The 16,764-nt window shown below is 69.8% G+C and carries 15 protein-coding genes; 11 read left to right on the top strand and 4 right to left on the bottom strand.

The genetic code is table 11. From position 1 onward, the window contains the following. The first annotated feature begins 77 nt into the window (after positions 1–77). Positions 78–1,637 (top strand): helix-turn-helix transcriptional regulator, encoded by a 1,560-nt coding sequence (locus E0504_RS32065; RefSeq protein ID WP_131626411.1) that lies wholly within the window; start codon positions 78–80, stop codon positions 1,635–1,637. After that, the gene (locus tag E0504_RS32070; protein ID WP_131626412.1) at positions 1,630–1,929 is read left to right on the top strand and encodes a 4a-hydroxytetrahydrobiopterin dehydratase; all 300 of its coding nucleotides are present in this window, start codon (positions 1,630–1,632) and stop codon (positions 1,927–1,929) included. The genes E0504_RS32065 and E0504_RS32070 overlap by 8 nt, the downstream gene beginning before the upstream one ends. An 84-nt stretch (positions 1,930–2,013) precedes the next feature. Here the strand turns inward: E0504_RS32070 and E0504_RS32075 are convergent, their stop codons facing one another. The 3 genes from E0504_RS32075 to E0504_RS32085 form a co-directional block, all read right to left on the bottom strand. Beyond that, positions 2,014–2,745, bottom strand: a complete 732-nt coding sequence (locus E0504_RS32075; protein WP_131626413.1) for a 5-formyltetrahydrofolate cyclo-ligase — start codon at positions 2,743–2,745, stop codon at positions 2,014–2,016. A 468-nt stretch (positions 2,746–3,213) separates the two neighbouring features. Further along, the gene (locus E0504_RS32080; RefSeq protein WP_131626414.1) at positions 3,214–4,182 is read right to left on the bottom strand and encodes a DUF1932 domain-containing protein; all 969 of its coding nucleotides are present in this window, start codon (positions 4,180–4,182) and stop codon (positions 3,214–3,216) included. Then, positions 4,179–5,870: a helix-turn-helix domain-containing protein gene (locus E0504_RS32085; protein WP_131626415.1), complete on the bottom strand. Its 1,692-nt coding sequence runs from the start codon at positions 5,868–5,870 to the stop codon at positions 4,179–4,181. Before E0504_RS32085 ends, E0504_RS32080 begins: the two co-directional genes overlap by 4 nt. A 641-nt stretch (positions 5,871–6,511) precedes the next feature. Here E0504_RS32085 and fxlM point away from each other — a divergent pair. The 9 genes from fxlM (at position 6,512) to E0504_RS32130 (ending at position 15,975) form a co-directional block, all read left to right on the top strand. After that, the gene (gene fxlM, locus E0504_RS32090; protein ID WP_131626416.1) at positions 6,512–7,777 is read left to right on the top strand and encodes a methyltransferase, FxLD system; all 1,266 of its coding nucleotides are present in this window, start codon (positions 6,512–6,514) and stop codon (positions 7,775–7,777) included. Next, entirely contained in the window at positions 7,759–7,881 is a 123-nt protein-coding gene (locus E0504_RS32095; protein ID WP_131626417.1) for an FxLD family lanthipeptide, read from the top strand. Before fxlM ends, E0504_RS32095 begins: the two co-directional genes overlap by 19 nt. Before the next feature lie 98 nt (positions 7,882–7,979). Then, entirely contained in the window at positions 7,980–10,727 is a 2,748-nt protein-coding gene (locus E0504_RS32100; protein WP_131626418.1) for a lantibiotic dehydratase, read from the top strand. Next, complete coding sequence (locus tag E0504_RS32105; RefSeq protein ID WP_131626419.1) at positions 10,724–11,797, top strand: lanthionine synthetase C family protein; 1,074 nt, start codon at positions 10,724–10,726, stop codon at positions 11,795–11,797. The genes E0504_RS32100 and E0504_RS32105 overlap by 4 nt, the downstream gene beginning before the upstream one ends. A gap of 15 nt (positions 11,798–11,812) precedes the next feature. Then, positions 11,813–12,595 carry a thiopeptide-type bacteriocin biosynthesis protein gene (locus tag E0504_RS32110; protein ID WP_131626420.1) on the top strand — a complete coding sequence of 261 codons (783 nt, stop codon included), beginning with the start codon at positions 11,813–11,815 and terminating at the stop codon, positions 12,593–12,595. Between the two features lie 312 nt (positions 12,596–12,907). Further along, a complete protein-coding gene (locus E0504_RS32115) occupies positions 12,908–13,948 on the top strand; it encodes a radical SAM protein (protein ID WP_131626421.1) in 1,041 nt (346 codons plus the stop codon). Next, positions 13,941–14,645, top strand: coding sequence for a hypothetical protein (locus E0504_RS32120; RefSeq protein ID WP_131626422.1), 705 nt, complete (start codon positions 13,941–13,943; stop codon positions 14,643–14,645). The genes E0504_RS32115 and E0504_RS32120 overlap by 8 nt, the downstream gene beginning before the upstream one ends. Before the next feature lie 100 nt (positions 14,646–14,745). Beyond that, positions 14,746–15,360, top strand: coding sequence for an AAA family ATPase (locus tag E0504_RS32125; RefSeq protein ID WP_131626423.1), 615 nt, complete (start codon positions 14,746–14,748; stop codon positions 15,358–15,360). Between the two features lie 171 nt (positions 15,361–15,531). Then, positions 15,532–15,975 (top strand): NUDIX domain-containing protein, encoded by a 444-nt coding sequence (locus E0504_RS32130; RefSeq protein WP_131626424.1) that lies wholly within the window; start codon positions 15,532–15,534, stop codon positions 15,973–15,975. 74 nt (positions 15,976–16,049) lie between these two features. Here the strand turns inward: E0504_RS32130 and E0504_RS32135 are convergent, their stop codons facing one another. Beyond that, the gene (locus tag E0504_RS32135) at positions 16,050–16,520 is read right to left on the bottom strand and encodes a ribonucleotide reductase (protein WP_243657702.1); all 471 of its coding nucleotides are present in this window, start codon (positions 16,518–16,520) and stop codon (positions 16,050–16,052) included. Between the last annotated feature and the right edge of the window lie 244 nt (positions 16,521–16,764).

Below are 16,764 nucleotides of genomic sequence, written 5' to 3' on the forward strand. Positions count from 1 at the left end.
ACTCCGATGCGCCTTCCCACCGCCACCGAGCGGTCGAGGACGACCCGGGAAGCGCAGGTCCGGGAGGGGGATGAAGCATGAGTAGGCACAGTCTGCGGGCCGAGCAGGATGAACTGCGGGCACGGATGCGCGCGGCCGGCATGTCCCACGACGAGATCGCGATCGAGTTCGCCCGCCGCTACAACTACCGTCCCCGCGCCGCCCACCGCGTCGCGCACGGCTGGACCCAGCAACAGGCCGCACGCCACATCAACGCCCACGCCGCTCGCACCGGCCTCGACCCCCACGGCACCGCACCCATGACCGCCCCCCGATTGTCCGAGCTGGAGAACTGGCCACTGCCAAACAACCGTCGCCGACCTACCCCCCAGCTCCTCGCCCAACTCGCCGAGGTCTACGACACCAGCATCCACAACCTCATCGACCTCGACGACCGCGAACATCTCACCCCCGCCGACACACTCCTGATCAACGCCACACGCCGAGAGGCTCGATCGACGCCGCCGGCAGAATCCCCGGCGGCGCTGTCACCGCCCGCGGTTCCCGGCTCCAGACCGCCGGCTGGTCCGGGCTTCGAGTCGGGATATGGCGGCGTGCCCAAGAGACTGCGTCTCGATGCGTCTGCTGGGAACATCGAGAGGGTGGATGCTCTCGGCCGCCGCGGGTTCACCCGGCTCGCCGGATCGGTACTCGTGGCGGGCCTGGCAGGTACCGGCCGTGCCCGTCACGTCGACCCGGCGCTCGTCTCCTACTTCGACGGCCAGCTGAAAGGCCACTACCACGCGGACATGCTGCTCGGCTCCGGCGCGCTGATCGGCACGGTCGCCTCCCAGTTCGAGGTCATCGTGCAGCTGGTGGACACAGCGGACGGAGCGACCCGCCAGCGCCTGGCGAAGGTCGGCTCGTCGTTCGCCGCGTTCGCGGCCTGGCTGTGGCTGGACGCTGGCGATCCAGTCGCCGCGATGCGCTGCCACGACGCCGCCCTGGAGCTGGCGCACCGCTGCGGGGAACGCGACGCCGTGGCCTGCGCGCTGGTCGACCGGGCGATGGCCTTCACCGACCTGGGAAACGCGGCGGCTGTGATCGACCTGTGCCAGGCCGCGCTGGTCGACGCCCAGCACATCTCACCCGAGGTTCAGGTGTTCGCCTTGCAGCAGCAGGCGCACGGCGCCTCCCTGCACGGAGATCGTCGACAGGTCGATCTCCTGCTCGATCAAGCTGGCCGGCTCGTGGACCAGGTCGACGTCGAGGAGTGGGGCACGGCTTGTCGCCGTACCGACGGCTACATCGAGGTGCAGCGTGCCACCTGCTACGGACGGCTCGGTCTGGCTGCCGATGCCGACTGTCTCTGGCAGCAGATCATCCCCGCCGCGCCTCCCTCGGCCCGCCGCGACGTCGGGGTCTGGTCGGCGCGCCATGCCGTCGCCGCCGCACAGCAAGACGAGCCGGAACGGGCGGTGGACCTCGCGCGCCACGCGACCGCGCTCGCGGTGGAGACCGGCTCCGCGCGGGCCCGGCGTGAACTGGCCGCGGTCGCGGCGGCGATGACCCCATGGCGCGCTCACCCCGTCGGCCAGGATCTGACGGAAGTGCTCGCGCCCGTCACCACTGACGAGACCGGGAGGAATCATGGCTGAGGCGCTTTCACGGGAACAGATCGAGCAACACCTCAAGACCCTGGACGGATGGACGACCGACGGCCGACGCATCGAACGGCTGTACTCGATACCTCACATCCAGGGGGCGGCGTTCGTGATGCACATCGCCGTCATTCAGAACGAGTTCGGCCACCACTCCGACGCGACGCTCGGCTACAAGACCGTGCACGTGTCCATCAGCTCCAGCGACATCGGCGGCTACGTCGCCGAACACGACATCGAGCTTGCCAGGCGCATCCAGACGATCGCATCAGCGCACGGAGCCCGATAGACGCCAGGCCTGACGGGCGCTCCTGCATGCCGAGGCATGCAGGCCGTCAGATACGTCGCTGCGAGGAACTCAGCATCGTGCCCGTCAGGCGCCGCTGTCGCGTCGGGGGGCTGCGAGGACGGGGATCGCCGCGATCGTTGCCTCATCGAGGTCGTCCCAGTACAGGCCCTCCGGACGGCGCGCCGGCCCACAGGTGATGACCTGCGTGGGAGTGACGACGAGATCGACGCGGAAATCATGACGGGTCTCCGGCAGATCTAGATCGTCGTCGACAACCTGAAGGTCGTGCACCGTCGTCACGATCACCGTCGTGGGCGCGAGGAGCCCGGCCTCGTGCAGGAGCGCGAACTCGATGTCGGCGTACCCGCCTCCCTTGCCCAGCCGAGCGCCGTGGCGATTCACGGCGACGCTGCCGACCACCACCAGATCGACAGGCCGCATGTCGTTCACGCCGACCGGGCGGGCGACTTCCGCGGCGACATGCCGGGACGCGGCCTGATCAGGCGGAACGGGGAGGATCGCTGGGTCAAGGAGGCGGAACGGCAGCGACTCCGCCAGCTTCGGCACCGCCATATAGAGGATCTTCCGCTCGGCGAGGGCACGGGCACGGACCGGCTCCTGGGCCTTGTCCGGGACAGCCTTCACGACCTGGGCCGACGCCCAGACCGGCAAGGCTGCCAGACGCTCAGCGGCCTGCTCAGCACCGGCGAACGCAGGAATATACCCGTGGACATCGGGCGCAGCGGCGTATTCACGCGCCAGCAGGTCCCAGACGCTTTCACGAACCTGCTGTTTGGCGTCGCGGATGTTGACCATCACAGCGCCGGCCCGGCGGCCGAGGCCATGACGTCGAGAAGACGGTCGCTGGATTCCCGGACGGCCGGCACATGGCGCCAGGGCTTCAGTTCCCGGCTGACGGCGAAAGCCATCGTGATGCCACCTCCGCCCCAGGTCCGGCTGACTACATCGGACCTGGTCGAACGCCTGTCCCGCCTCCTCCGGTTCCGTTGCCGTATCCGGGCGAGCGCGAGGTTCCCCAGGACGATCGCATCCGCTTTCGCCGGTCCCCGAGCAGAGGTGACCTGTTCGAGCAGGCCCTCGGCCGCCTGCGGCCGGCCCAGGAACCTCTAGCAGGAACCGGCCATCCGCGGGATGTGGCCGGGCGAGTACAGGTGGAACGCCTCGTCCGACTCGTCGACGCCGCCGAGGAGCTGGCCGGCCTGGCCGAGCAGATCCTCACATCACGCAGATCACTCCGTTCCGCACGCAGGCTAGCGCTGGCCATCAGGCGCCCTGCCCCTTCCCGCTCCTGCGAGCGCTCTGGTCCAGGGCCCGCAGGGCCTCATCGGAAGGTTCGACAGGAGACGCGGGCTCACACCGCGCCGCGCTGCCTGGCTCCTGTCCGGCTGCTTGGCGCAGGCGGGTGAACAGCGTCCCGGTGTCGCCGGGCGGGGTGTCGCGGTAGGCCGCCCAGGCGTCAAGAACCTCAACGGCGCCGCGGATCATGGCGTCCGGCAGATCGGCAGCGTGCAGGGCTTCGGCGGCTTCGGTCATCTCCGGTGACCACCGCCACGCGCGGGCCGCGACGGTGGGAAGGAAGTCGGGTTCGGCGAGGATCGGCCGGTGGTAGCGCCGGCCCTCCTCCGTGAGGATGTCTCCGACGCCGTAGTGGTCGGCGAGAGCGTGCGCGAGGCCGGCGAGTGCGCGGCTGGCCTTCTGGAACACCGCCTGCGCGGTTTTCAGTGCCGAGGCGGCACCGACCTCACCGGAGATCGGTACGGCCTCCAGGCCGGACCCGGTGAACAGGTCGGTCACGGCGGTGGTGCCCTCGGTCGGGCCCGCGAGGTAGAGCCGGGTGGTCCCCGGTCCGGTGGGCGGCGGGCCGATGATCGAGCCGTCGATGACCCGCACCGTGGTGCCTGCGAACAGCTCGCCGATCGCCGCCATCCGCTGCGGGATGAGCGCGTTGGCGTCGAGGAAGACGCCCTGGTCGAAGCCGGCCGCGAGCACGGCGGCGGCGATCCGGTCGGCGAACTGCGGGGGGCACAGAGAGATCACGACGTCGGTGTCCCGAACGAGGGTGGCCAGGTCCGCGACGGGCTGTAGCCCGGCGTCGTCAGCACGGGCCGCGGTCGCGGCGCTGCGTCCTTCGGGTAGCCACAGGACCCGCGCCTTGCTGGTGGCCTGCTGACCGACCGCGGCTCCCATCGCCCCGGGGTGCAGCAGGGCTACCACCGGCCGCGTCCGGCTCATTCGGCGTCGGTGCGGGCGTCGCCGGCTGTGGTCCGCGCGGCCGTCGCACAGGTGTCGAGGATGTCCTCGCGCAGGCGTTGGGCGGGGATGAGATCCCGGTACTGGGGCCGGTCGGTGACGGTGGCGAGCTGACGGAGCCGGCGCAGGACGCTGTCGGTCGGCCGGCGGGTCGCGGTGTCCAGGACGGTCCGGATCGTCTGCGCCGCGCCGTCAAGCTCGGAGCGCTCCAGATGGGCGGCGGCCAGGTCGAGGCGAGCCAGGGACAGTTCCCCGAGCCGTTGTTCGCCGGCGGGTGCGGTTTCGTAGAGGCCGATCGCGGTCCTGGCGGCCTGTTCGGCGCGGGCCGCCCAGCTGTCCGCGGTCAGGGTTTCGGCCGTGCCGTGCAGTCCCAGGTAGGCGGATGCGGTGTAGAAGAACTGCTTGGAGTCGGGAAAGGCCAGCATCCCGCCAGGTTCGTCCTCGCTGGTGACCTGGGCTCGGGCCTGTTCGGCTCGCCGCAGCGCGTCCTGGGCCGTCGCCTCGTCGCCCAACCGGCCCGCCGCGCGGGCCTCCAGCGCTGCCGCCCGTACCCGCGCGGTGCCGTGCTCGGGGACGAACTCCCAGCCCTCACGGGCGAGTCTGACGGCTTCGGGCAGGCTGCCCTGCCAGTAGGCGATCAGGCTCTGCATGCCGCGGACCCAGCAGCGCAGGCCGTTGTGCCCGGCGAGCTCCCCGCACAGGAACGCCGTCCGAGCCTGGGTCGTCGCGGCGGGAAGGTAGCCCAGGTCGAAGGAGGCGTTGGCCAGCATCCCGCACAGAACACCCGCGATCGCATACAGATCCCGTGCCCGGTCCGGGCGCTGCCGGTCCTCCAACAGGCTGAACGCATGGTTGCGCAGCTCGGCGATCTCGGCGAACGAGGGGGCGACAGGGCGGTGCGGGTACCGCGTGGCCAGCCACGCCAGATCCTCGTGGAACTGCTCGACGGTCAGCGGACCCACCTGGCCGCGGTCAGCGGCCCGGCTGAAGTCGGCGGACTCGCGAGCTGCCATGGTGACCATCCTTTCCACCAATCCCGCTGGTGCCTCGTCCAGACGCGGCGCGAGCCCGCCGACGGCGTCTACCAGGCGTGCTCCTGCACCCCCCGGCGCGGCGCGGGTGCCTCCGTAACGATTCTGCTGTCGAAGGCCCATCGCGAGCAGGACGGACGATCCTGGCAGGCCCACGATGCCGTTCGTCAGGAAGCCTTGGGCAGCGGGGACGACCTCCAACCCGGCTGGCACGGGGGGCGGTGGAGGCGCGGAGCGTCGCATGCGGGTGATGACAAGCGTGTCCTCGGCTGCCAGATGCTCCCGGTCGTCGAGGTCGAGCAGGTTGTGAACGTCGGTGCCGTAGACCGCGGCGAGCACGGCGAGGATCTGCGGGGTGAGGCGCCGACGGGCCGGAAGCGGCCAGTTCTCCAGCTCCGACAGCCACGGGGCGCTCATCGAGGCGGCGCCGTCCGGGTCAAGGCCGACGCGGGCGCCATGGGTGTTAATATGGCCGGCTGCCTGCTGCTGGGTCCAGCCGTGTGCCGCACGGTAGGCGGCGCGCGGGCGTAGCCGGTAGCGACGGGCGAATTCGACGGCGATCTCGTCGTGCGCCATGCCCACCGCTCGCATCCGGGCGCGCAGCTCCTCCTGCTCAGCGCGCTGGCTGGGTTTACCCATGCCGCAGTGCTCCCTCTCCCTGAGCCTGGATGCTCCCCAAGTCTGGACGGCGGTCGGCCTCGGGGTGCTCCACCACCGACCGAACCACCGTAACCGTAGCTGTCCGCTCACGGTCAGAACAGGTGGGTCGGGTGGAGCGAAGCGGCGGCATCGCCGCTTATGCCGGGCAAGACGGGTGGACACCGCTGGGCGCGGCATCGCCAGGATGAACGCGCCACCGGTCACCGCGCTTGTCCGCAGCACGCTCCAGACGACGAGCGAGATCGCGCTCCTGCGGTTACCGCCGAACGAATCGGCATGATCACCCGGAACAAAAGTAAGCGGGCGGCGGTGTTCTCGCAGGTCAAAGCCCCTGTAGAGGCCGAAGAAAACGTTCGTAGTGGAGGGAATGACTCACTCTCCGGCGTCGGCCATCGTGGTGGCGTTGGTGACGCGACAGCCAGCGCGGTCTGGGCTGTGTCGGCCCGACACGGTGGAAGAGCACAAGTGATCCACTCCGCGCTGGTCGATTCGGCCGTGCGGGAGCAAAGGCGGTGTGGAGGAGGTCTTCGGGTCGATCCACCCGCCCCAGAATGATCGTCAATGTTGATGAGGTCGCCCGGCCTGGGGCGGCCCCGCGCGCAGTGGGAGAGGGCACCGTGGTGAGCGTCGGCACGAGGGGCAGCGAGGGCCTGCGGAACGCGATGGTCGATCGGCTGGCAGCCGATCACGCGGCGAAGGGTCTGGTGCTGCGACCCGAGGTGGAGGCGGCGATGCGGGCCGTGCCTCGCGAGCTGTTCACGCCGGGCCTCCCGCTGGAACAGGCGTATGAGAACGAGGCGGTTCTCAAGAAGATGCGCGGCGAGGAAGCCGTCAGCTCGGTGTCGGCACCGTTCCTGATCGCGGAGATGCTCGGTCAGGCCGCGGACGCGCTCGACGGGCTGGAGGGCCGCCACGCCCTGGAGATCGGCAGCGGTGGCTACAACGCGTCACTGCTGCGGGAGCTCGTCGGCTCGGCAGGGTCGGTCACGTCCGTCGACATCGACCGTGAGGTGACCGACCGGGCGGTCGCGTGCCTGGCGGCGGCGGGCTACAGCGACGTGACGGTGGTGTGCGCGGATGCCGAGCATCCGGTCGTGCCGGGCCGCCAATTCGACCTGATCATCGTCACGGTCGGGGCGTGGGACATTCCACCCGCCTGGCGTGATCAGCTCACGGACGGCGGGGTGCTGGTGGTGCCGCTGCGCACGTTCGGGATGACCCGGTCGTGGGCGCTGCATCGCCGCGGGGACCGGCTGGTCAGTGCGAGCAACCGCATGTGCGGGTTCGTCTCCGTGCAGGGCGACGGAGCCAGCGAGGTGCGGTACGTCGATATCGCCGACGGTGTGCACCTGCGGCTGGATGAGGGCCAGCAGGTCGACCCTGCACTGGTCGCCGGGCTCCTGGTGCAGCCCCGGGAGGAGGCGTGGGCTGGCGTGAGCCTGCCGCCCCGTAGCAGGCTGGCCAACCTGGACCTGTGGCTGGCGACCCGCGTCCTTCACGACGCGGAGCAGTTCGTGGTGCTGACGGCGCAGGAGACGGCCGTCGAGTCCGGCGTCGTCGCGCCCTCCTGGCGGTTCGGTACTCCTGCCGCCTTCCGCGAGGGCACGTTCGCCTACCGGTCGGCGCTGCGCTGGACCGACAGGTTGTTCGATCTCGGCGCATACGCCCATGGGCCGCGAGCGTCAGCCGCGGCCGGGCGGATGGTCGAGCACATGCGTGCGTGGCTGGATGCGGGCAGCCCACTCCCGGTGCTGCACATCCTTCCCGCGCACACCCCCGACGGCGACCTGCCCGACGGGGCGGTCCTGGACAAGCGGCACAGCCGCCTCGTCCTGGCCTTCACCACCGATGAGAAGGGAGCCCCCTCATGGACGAGTACGAGCTGAACCTGCGCCTGGTCGACGCCGGATCCGTCGCGAGCGGCCACGCCACCAGCACTGACGACAACTGCGGCTCGGGTAACACCGGCTCGGACGCCTGCTCGGGCTGACGCTCTGCCGGGACAGCCCACCGATCGGGCCCGGCCTTTACCGGCCGGGCCCCTCCCTTCCCCTTCCTTCCGCCAGCCCCTCACACGGGGAGCGAGAAATGTTCCAAGCGACAGATGCGGCCTTGGTCAGGGCGGCTTCCTATCCCCGGGATCTGCAGCTGCCCATATGGCCCGACCTGACGGCGGACCAGCCCTGCGAGTGGCTGGAGTGGCTGCGCCAGGTGTGGGCACTGCCGGCGTTCGCGGCTGCCGTTGGGCAGGCCGCGCCGGACCTGGCCGCCGGGATCACCCGCGCTGTTGCCGATGAGCCGGTGGAACAGCGCCGGCTGGAACGTCTGGTGGGGGCGACGGTCCGCTATCTGCTGAGGTGGACGACACGCGCGACCCCCTTCGGCAGGTTCGCCGGCGTGGCTCCGGCCGGGTTCGGCCCCCGCGCCGTGGTCCGCTGGGGAGAACAGCATCAGGAGGTCGTTCGTCCCGACGACCGCTACGTCGCCGAGCTCACGGCGGTGGCCGAGTGGGATCTGGCGAGGCTGCGCACGGTCACGGTTGTGACGAACGCGCTGGGCTACCGGCGTGGCGGGGTGTGGGTGCTGCCGTGCGCCCGCGCCGAGGGCGACCGGATGTGGGACGTCGAGATCGACCTGACCGGCCCGGTACAGGCGGCGGTCGAGGCAGCCAGTGCCCCGATCGCGTTCGGGGCACTGGTCTCGAAGGTGGCCGGCGAACGGACCACCGATACGTCGGCGGCTGAGGCGTTGCTCGTCGCACTGGTGGATGCGGGAGTGCTGCTGTCGGCGATCCGGCCGCCGATGACCGTGACAGACCCGGCGGCACACCTGGCCCGTCACATCGCCCTTCCCGACCCGGGTAACAGGATCGCGATCGACCTGCGGGTCGACTGCTCGGTAACGCTGCCTCCCGCCGTGGTCCATGAGGCGCAGGAAGCTGCCCGCGCGCTCGTCGCCGTCGCGCCGCACCTGCCCGGCTGGGCCGCCTACCACCGTGCGTTCCTCGAACGGTGGGGTCCAGGCGCGGCCGTGCCGCTGCGCGACGTCCTGCGAGTTCTCGGGTTTCCTGCCGGGTACCGGGGCTCGCCCCGGCACGACCCTGTGCCGTTCACCGCCCGCGACAGGCTGCTTGTCGAACTCGCGCAACGGTCCGCACTCGACGGCGGTACCGAGGTCGTCCTCGATGACGGTCTGGTCGAAGCGCTGCACGGCGACGACGACCGGCCGCCGATTCCCCACACCGAGCTGCGGTTCACCCTCGCCGCCGCGACACCGCGCGACCTCGAACGCGGCGCGTTCACCTTGACGGTGGTGAGCGGGGCACGACACGCGGGCGCCGCGGCTGCCCGCTTCCTGCACCTGCTCACCCCGGCCGAGCTGGAACGCTTCGGCAGCGTCTACGCGAGTCTGCCGACCGCCCTACCCGGCGCGGACAGCGTGCAGCTGTCCGGACCCCCGCTGGACACCCGCCTCGCCACCGTCGCCCGTGCGCCCGAGCTCCTGCCGGTGCTTCCCGTCGGCGACTTCCACCCCGACCCACCGTGGCGGCTTGCGGACCTGTCGGTGGCTGGCGACGGCCGCCGGCTGTGGCTGATGTCGAGCCCCACCGGGCGGCCGATCGAGCCGCTGCTGGTCAACTGCGTGCTTCTGCCGAGCGGGCAGCAGCCCCTCGTCCGGTTCCTCACCGAGATCTGGACCGCCTGGACGGCACCGTGCGCCCGGTTCGACTGGGGGCACGCTCGCTCGCTGCCGTTCCTGCCACGGATCCGGCGAAGCCGCTCCATCCTGCACCCGGCCCGCTGGATCACCCCCGCGACCGCGCTTCCCGCCCGGACCGCACCATGGCCGCAGTGGCTGGCCGCCTGGCAACGACACCGCGAACGCCACCGGCTGCCGCGCGAGGTGCTGATCGGCGACGACGACGTGCGGCTGCGCCTCGACCTGGACGAGAACGCCCACCTCGCGGTGCTGCGCAGCCACCTCGACCGCCACGGCAGCATCGTCCTCACCGAGGCCGGCGGGCCGGCGGGCTGGATCGACGGCAGACCCGCCGAACTCCTGCTCACCCTCACCCGCACCGAACCGTCCCGCCGCCCGGTCACCCGGCCGGCCCGTCCTGCCAGCACCCTCACCCACCGGCCCGGCCAGGCGCGCTGGCTGGACGCCCGCCTCTCCGGACACCCCGATCACATCCTCGCCCGCCTGACTGACTTCCCCGGCCTTCCTCCCGGCTGGTGGTTCCTGCGCTACCCACACCCCGAAGCCCACCTGCGGCTACGGATCCCGCTGCAAGACCGCGGCCGATACCCCGACACCGCCCGCGACCTCGCCTGGTGGGCGGAAAAGCTCCAGGACGACGGGCAGCTAGCCGACTACACGCTGGCCATCTACCGGCCCGAGACCCGCTGGGGTCGCGGGCCGGCTCTCGCCGCAGCCGAGGCGGTGTTCGCCGCCGACTCCCACGCCGCGCTTGGACGGCTGTCCGGTGACCGGCAGGCCGCCACCGCAGCAGGGATGATCACCATCGTTCGCGGGTTCACCGGCGACGGGGCACGCTGGCTCGTCGACCACGTGCCCCACCGCAGCGGCTCCCGCCTGCAGCCCGCGCAGCTCGCGGGCGCCCGCCTCCCTTACGGAGACGAAACCCTGCCCGCAGCGCTGGCCACCTACCGGACTTTCACCGACCAGGACGGCCTGGACACCGACCAGGTGCTGGCCGACCTGCTGCACCTGCACCACGCCCGCATGATCGGTGTCGACACCGCCTCCGAGCGGCACTGCCTGCGCCTGGCCCGCGCCGTCGCCCTCACCGAGCTGGCCGGAAGGACATCATGACGGCGGGACAGTCGCTCGCGCAGGGAGCGGCGGGCATCGCCCTGCTCCACCTGGAAACCGGCAACTGGCCGGCGGCACGCGCGGCACTGGAGCAGGCCGTCGCCGACGGCGTCAGCGTTGCCGAGGGCGCCAGCCTCTACTACGGCGCTCCCGCCCTCGCGTTCGTCCTCGCCGCCTCCGACCAGCCCGGCCTCGCCCGAGCCACCGCGACCGCCGCCGCGGGAACCGCCACCGTGACACGCCACCGCCTGGAAGCAGCACACCGCCGCATCGACAGGCACCAGCGGCCCCACTACGCCGAATACGACCTGATCCGCGGGCTAACCGGCCTCGGCGTCGCTGCGCGCCGCCTCGGCGATCTCGACCTGCTCCGCGACGTGCTGACCTACCTGGTGCGTCTCACCGACCCGATCGACGGCCTGCCCGGCTGGTGGTGCCCGCACGGACCCCACCGCAACCAGGCCGGGCCGGTCGGCGGCCACAGCAGCCACGGGATCGCCCACGGCATCACCGGCCCAGTGGCGCTGCTGGCCCTTACCCTCATCGACGGCGTGAAGGTCGACGGGCACACGGAAGCGATCACACGGATCTGCCAGTGGCTCGACACCTGGACGCGGCAGGCCAACACGGCTTCATGGTGGCCGGAGTTCGTCACGCTCGACGACCTTGACCGAGGCGAACCGCGCCAGCCCGGCCCACTGCGACCCTCATGGTGTTACGGCACCCCCGGCATCGCCCGCGCCCAGCAGCTCGCCGCCCGAGCCCTCAACGATCTCAACCGCCAGCGCAAGGCCGAAATCTCCTTCGCCGCCTGCATCACCCACCCGGCGCAGCTCGGCCGTCTCGTCGACCGCAGCCTGTGCCACGGCACCGCCGGGCTCCTCACCTCCGCCCGCCGCATCGCCGCCGACGCACTCATCCCGATCCCGATCGGACCACTGGCACACCTGCACCAACACGCCGCAGCCGCAGCGGACGAACCCACCGGATTCCTCGATGGCTCGGCCGGCGCCGACCTGGCCGTCGCCGGAGCCACGACCTCGTGGGACGCCTGTCTCCTGCTCTGCTGACCGGAAGGCCCGACCATGAACGAGAAAGCCTGGAAACAGGTGAACATCGCCTACCCCAGCTCAGACCCCCGACAGCGGGAACGCCACGCCGTCGGCCACCTCGCCCGCGTGCTGCCCGCCGCCGAGGCCGACGGCCTCATCACCGCCTGGTTCTTCATCCGCAAAGGCCCCTGGCGCATCCGCTACCTGACCGCACAGGACACCGGCGGCCCCGACTCCGCGGACACCGACCCCCTACACCTCCTGCTCACCGACGGCGTCCGCTGGACCAGCGACATCTACGAACCAGAAATCCACGCCTTCGGCGGCCCCAGCAGCATGAACACCGCGCACACGCTGTTCCACCACGACAGTCGCCACCTACTTTCCTTTCTCCACAACCGCCCTGCCGAACGGCGGGAACACTCACTCGTGCTGTGCACCGCCCTCATGCGGGCCGCAGGACTCGACTTCAACGAACAAGGCGACGTGTGGGCGCGAGTCGCCGAGCAGCGCCCACACCTGGCCAGCCCACCACCCGACCCGCAGGTATGGGAATCCTTCACTAGCAACGTTCGTCATCTCCTCCTCGGAGACGCCCGAGCAGATCTCCTCGGAAGCCCCTGGCCCACCGCCTTCACGGAAACAGGAAGAACGCTCCGAGACCTACGCAAAAACGGCACTCTCACCCGGGGGATACGCTCCATCATCGCACTACACGTGATCTTTCACTGGAACCGGATCGGGCTCCCAGCAACCGCCCAGGCCACACTCGCACGGGCAGCAAAAGAAGCCGTCTTCGGCAACGAGCCCGGATGAATCCCGTGGCGTTTACAGAGCGGGTCGGCCTGCATCGGCTTCCCGCCAGTACCGCTCTCGCGCGACACCCCTTCTCACGAGCTGGCGAACGGTTTACTGCTGTCGCGACGAACACGAGGCCCCCACCGGATCACCTTCGGGCAGGTCAGCGGCCCTGTTGCGGCCCGAATCGGATGTTCACTTCGTAGGGAATGACAGTCACGTGGGTCACCTGGGACGCTGATGGCACTCAGCATCAGCGCTGTAACCCTCCGCTATTGAACATAGCCAGCTGGTTCGGTCGCCGTACGCACCTACGTTGAGAAGGATTTGATGACGACGTATTCTCCGTCCGTTCCCGCCGTCGATCCAGCGTCGCGATCCGCCAGCGACGAATGGAATTCCCGCACTGAAGGACCTGTATTCTTCACCGATGGCCACCACTTCCACCTTATGTCTTCGTCCGATCTGGAGACGGTAGCTGCGGAAGCGACCGGCCCTCTGTCTGTAATCCTTCAGGTCACGAAGCGGTGCAACTTCGATTGCTCGTTCTGCTCCGAGACATTGCAGGAGCCCGATCCCACCCTTGCCGCGCTGGAGCGGATACGGGACAACCTGGCCGGCGTGCCCCGGGTGTTCCTGTCCGGCGGCGAGCCGCTGCTGCGCCGGGACATCGTGGACATCGTGGACATGTTCGCTGGGACCGTCATCGGTGTGCCGACCAACGCGACCCGCGGCATCCAGCATGCCCGCGCCCTGGCCGGCAAGGTCGCGTTTGTCAACGTCGGGCTCGAAGGGCCACGTGCGACGACGAACCGGGTCCGCGGCGACTACGACAAGGTCATGGAAGGGGTGCGGGCGTTCCAGGACGCGGGTCTACCGCTGTCGTTGTCGGCGGTCGTCTACCGCTCGACGCTGACAGCGCTTCCGTTCGCCCTCCAGATCGCCGACGTGCTCGACGCCGGGAAACTCAAGCTGATCCTCCCGCTGAAGAAGGGCAACGCGCTCGATCTCGCTGCCCAGGAGTTCCTCACCGTGAAGGAGGCCGCGGAGGCGTTCGATCGGCTGGCCGAGCTACGCACTGCGTACGACTGGCGGCCGGCGTTGCGGCTGACGGCCTGGACCCCGGACACCGAAGGCCACATGATCGTGGTCAGCCCGCGTGGGCTGGCGAGTGCCTGGCCGGTTTACGACGCCCCCGACCTGCTCGAACCGCTAGGCAACCTCCTCGACGAGTCGATCACAGCGATCTGGGCACGGTACCGGTTCAAGCGCAACCACTACGCCAAGTACCTCGGACAGTCGATACATGCGGCCAGCCGCACCAAGCGACCGCCGTCGGAGCGCCATTCGCTGCGGATCACACATGCGTAAGGCGACCAACCTGAACTGGACCGAGACCCCGTTCGGCGGCCCACGGCGGCCGTTCGCCAACCGGACCGCCCTGCTGACCGCCTTCACCATCGACGCGACAGACGGGTCACCAGCCGCCGCCGCGGCCGTGTACCTTCCGCTGCCACGGATGCGCTCGCTGACGGTGACCGACATGACGGTGCGGTTCGGCTTCTATGCGGTCGCCGCCGAGGAGCCAACGGAGGCTGCGGCCGTCGCGGCCTCGGTCGACGCGCTGCTTGTCCAAGCCCGACGTCAGGCAGCGATCCTCGCCGGCCACTGGCTCGCCGACGAACTCGCGGCCCTGACCGCTGCGGGCGCCGGGCAGCCCACACGAGGAATCACCGCAGTGCGCGCCGCATGGCACAGCCAGACCCCCGAACGCGGCCTGGCCCGCCTTTATGACACAGGCAGCGAGCCGGCACCGGCCGCGCTGGCCGACGTGTGCGCCGCCCACCACCTCCACGGCCTCTCCCTCGATGTCCCCCCGGCTGCGGCTACCACGTCGCGGGCAGCATCGCAGATCCCTCGACAGCGTGTCGTGCGCGCGCTGGCCATCGCGCTGATCGCCGCGGCGAGCGCGGGCAACTACCAGTGGGACGCGCTCCACCTCGACGCCGTCGTCGAGGCCGCCGCATGGGACCAACTCACCGACCCTTCCTCCACACCCGTCCGATGACCTCCGCAGGCGCGTGGGCCGATCCAGCCTGGTACGCGTTCCCGCACACCATCCCCGCCGATCGCGACGACCGGCTGCTGGTCGCGGAAGGAGCTCGCTGATGCTGCGCAACTGCCTGGTCGTCGCGGTCGAAGGCACCCACGCCTCGGGCAAGACCACCCTCACCCACGCCCTCGCCGCCTACTACCGAGAACGCGGCGTGCACGTCGCCTGCGTCCCCGAGCCCGCGCGCAACAGCCCGTTCATCGAGGAGATCGTCGTGCACGGCCGCGGCGAGTTCGACCTGGAAACCGAGGTCGATCTGTTCGCCGCCCAGCTGTCCAGCCAGCTGCGCACCGCCCGCCAACACACGATGATCATCGCGGACAAGACGATCGCGAACGTTCTCGCCTACGCCTGGCTGGTCCTGCCGGGCGGCCCGGACGGACCTCACGCGCCCGTCCTACGCGCCATGGAAGTCTTCTGCCGGGCCTGGTCGCACGTCTACGACGCGGTGTTCTACTGCTGCGACAAGTTCGACCAGCACCAGATCGGTGACCCCTACCGGTCGAAGGTCCTCGACATCCAGCCGGCGGCCGACCGCGTCGTGCGCAGCGTCTGTGCCACGGTCGGGCAGCGCATCTTCGACATCCCACCCAACATGTCCACCAGCGCGCGGGTCGGCTGGATCGCCGAGCAGCTCGCCGCACTCGGCCTCAACCCAACCACCCACTGACCACCCCAACACAGCCGGGAGACACTGCCACCATGACGTACCGCAGCGTCATCGACGTCATGCTCCTGCTGTCCGGGGCGACACCGTTCTGCTCGCTTTGCGGGCTGATACCGGATTTGCGGCTCCCTGCCGCGAGGAGTACACCGGGTTGTCGTACGGAGGGTCATCCATATGAAGGAACGATACGGCAGCATCGTGGACGTTCATCTTATTCTACGCCGCGAGGGTCGAATCTTGCTCGCGAAGCGAATCAATACTGGTTTCGGGGACGGGTTCTTCAACCTGCCGAGCGGACATCTGGAGCAGGGCGAGTCGGTCATCGAGGGGGTGATCCGGGAGGCGAGGGAGGAGATTGGCGTCGTGGTGGACCCGGCGGCGCTGACATTCCTGCACGTCATGCACCACCGGGGCGCCTCTGGTGACGCACGGATCGGCTTCTTCTTTGAGGCCGAGCGGTGGGAAGGTGAGCCGGCGAACCTGGAGCCAGAGAAGTGTGGGGGTCTGGTGTGGGCGGACCCGGATGCGCTTCCGGAGAACACGGTGACCTATCCGGCAGCGGGGATCGCGCAGTGTCAGGGGGGCGCGCCGTTCTCAGTGGATGGCTGGGACCGTTGAGGGCTGCGGGTGCGGCGTAGGTCGCGGAGCTGGCCGATCTCGAAGGGCCGAACATCGATCCCCGGCGTCTCCGACTACACCAACGGCACCGGCGTCGGTTCGGCCGCCATCTCAGCGCGCTCCAGCGGGGTGAGCACGCCCAATGTGGTTCGATCGTCCAACGGCAGGAAGTCCAACGCCAGACGCCTCACCACATAGTCGATGATCGACGTTGCCCGCGGGATCTCGGGATCGTCGGTGTGTCCCGACGGTTCGAACCGCAGGTCGGCGAACTGTCGCACGAACGTCACCAGCGGCACACCGTGCGCCAGCCCCGTCGAGATCGCCGACGAGACGGTCTCAGCCATTCCGCGCAAAGTAGATCCCTGCTTCGCCATGATCAGATTGACGTCCGCCAACGAACCGTCGGCGTGCAGAGACGCGATGACGAAACCGTAAGCGCCACCGACTGTGAAGGCTCTCGTCACGGACTGGCGATGGCGCGGCGCCCGCCGTGCCACGCCATTGGGCGTACGAGTTCCCATCGTCGACGTCGCGTCAACCACGGCGCATTCCTCTCGATCGACACGTTCATTCTGACTGACTAAATCCTGTGGCGATCACAACAGATAGTATCGCCGTGTAACGGGAAGGGCCAGACGTTGTGGTGAGGCTGTGAGATCAGCATAGGGCAGCGGCTCTCCCCTCTCGATGTCGAGGTTCGGCGTGTCCGACCCTGTCCAGCCATGCCCGTCGGGCCCGACCTGACCGGCCCCGGGAACTCGCGCGCCTCCTGCATCACAGCCACGA

The sequence above is a fragment of the Parafrankia sp. BMG5.11 genome, assembly GCF_004337455.1.

Bases quoted from the DNA above. Each gene is read 5' to 3' on its own strand.
- E0504_RS32075 (WP_131626413.1), bottom strand. From the start codon at position 2,745: ATGGTCAACATCCGCGACGCCAAACAGCAGGTTCGTGAAAGCGTCTGG.
- E0504_RS32130 (WP_131626424.1), top strand. From the start codon at position 15,532: ATGAAGGAACGATACGGCAGCATCGTGGACGTTCATCTTATTCTACGC.
- E0504_RS32085 (WP_131626415.1), bottom strand. From the start codon at position 5,870: ATGGGTAAACCCAGCCAGCGCGCTGAGCAGGAGGAGCTGCGCGCCCGG.
- E0504_RS32080 (WP_131626414.1), bottom strand. From the start codon at position 4,182: ATGAGCCGGACGCGGCCGGTGGTAGCCCTGCTGCACCCCGGGGCGATG.
- E0504_RS32120 (WP_131626422.1), top strand. From the start codon at position 13,941: ATGCGTAAGGCGACCAACCTGAACTGGACCGAGACCCCGTTCGGCGGC.
- E0504_RS32125 (WP_131626423.1), top strand. From the start codon at position 14,746: ATGCTGCGCAACTGCCTGGTCGTCGCGGTCGAAGGCACCCACGCCTCG.
- E0504_RS32100 (WP_131626418.1), top strand. From the start codon at position 7,980: ATGTTCCAAGCGACAGATGCGGCCTTGGTCAGGGCGGCTTCCTATCCC.
- E0504_RS32095 (WP_131626417.1), top strand. From the start codon at position 7,759: ATGGACGAGTACGAGCTGAACCTGCGCCTGGTCGACGCCGGATCCGTC.
- E0504_RS32110 (WP_131626420.1), top strand. From the start codon at position 11,813: ATGAACGAGAAAGCCTGGAAACAGGTGAACATCGCCTACCCCAGCTCA.
- E0504_RS32105 (WP_131626419.1), top strand. From the start codon at position 10,724: ATGACGGCGGGACAGTCGCTCGCGCAGGGAGCGGCGGGCATCGCCCTG.
- E0504_RS32115 (WP_131626421.1), top strand. From the start codon at position 12,908: ATGACGACGTATTCTCCGTCCGTTCCCGCCGTCGATCCAGCGTCGCGA.
- E0504_RS32065 (WP_131626411.1), top strand. From the start codon at position 78: ATGAGTAGGCACAGTCTGCGGGCCGAGCAGGATGAACTGCGGGCACGG.
- E0504_RS32070 (WP_131626412.1), top strand. From the start codon at position 1,630: ATGGCTGAGGCGCTTTCACGGGAACAGATCGAGCAACACCTCAAGACC.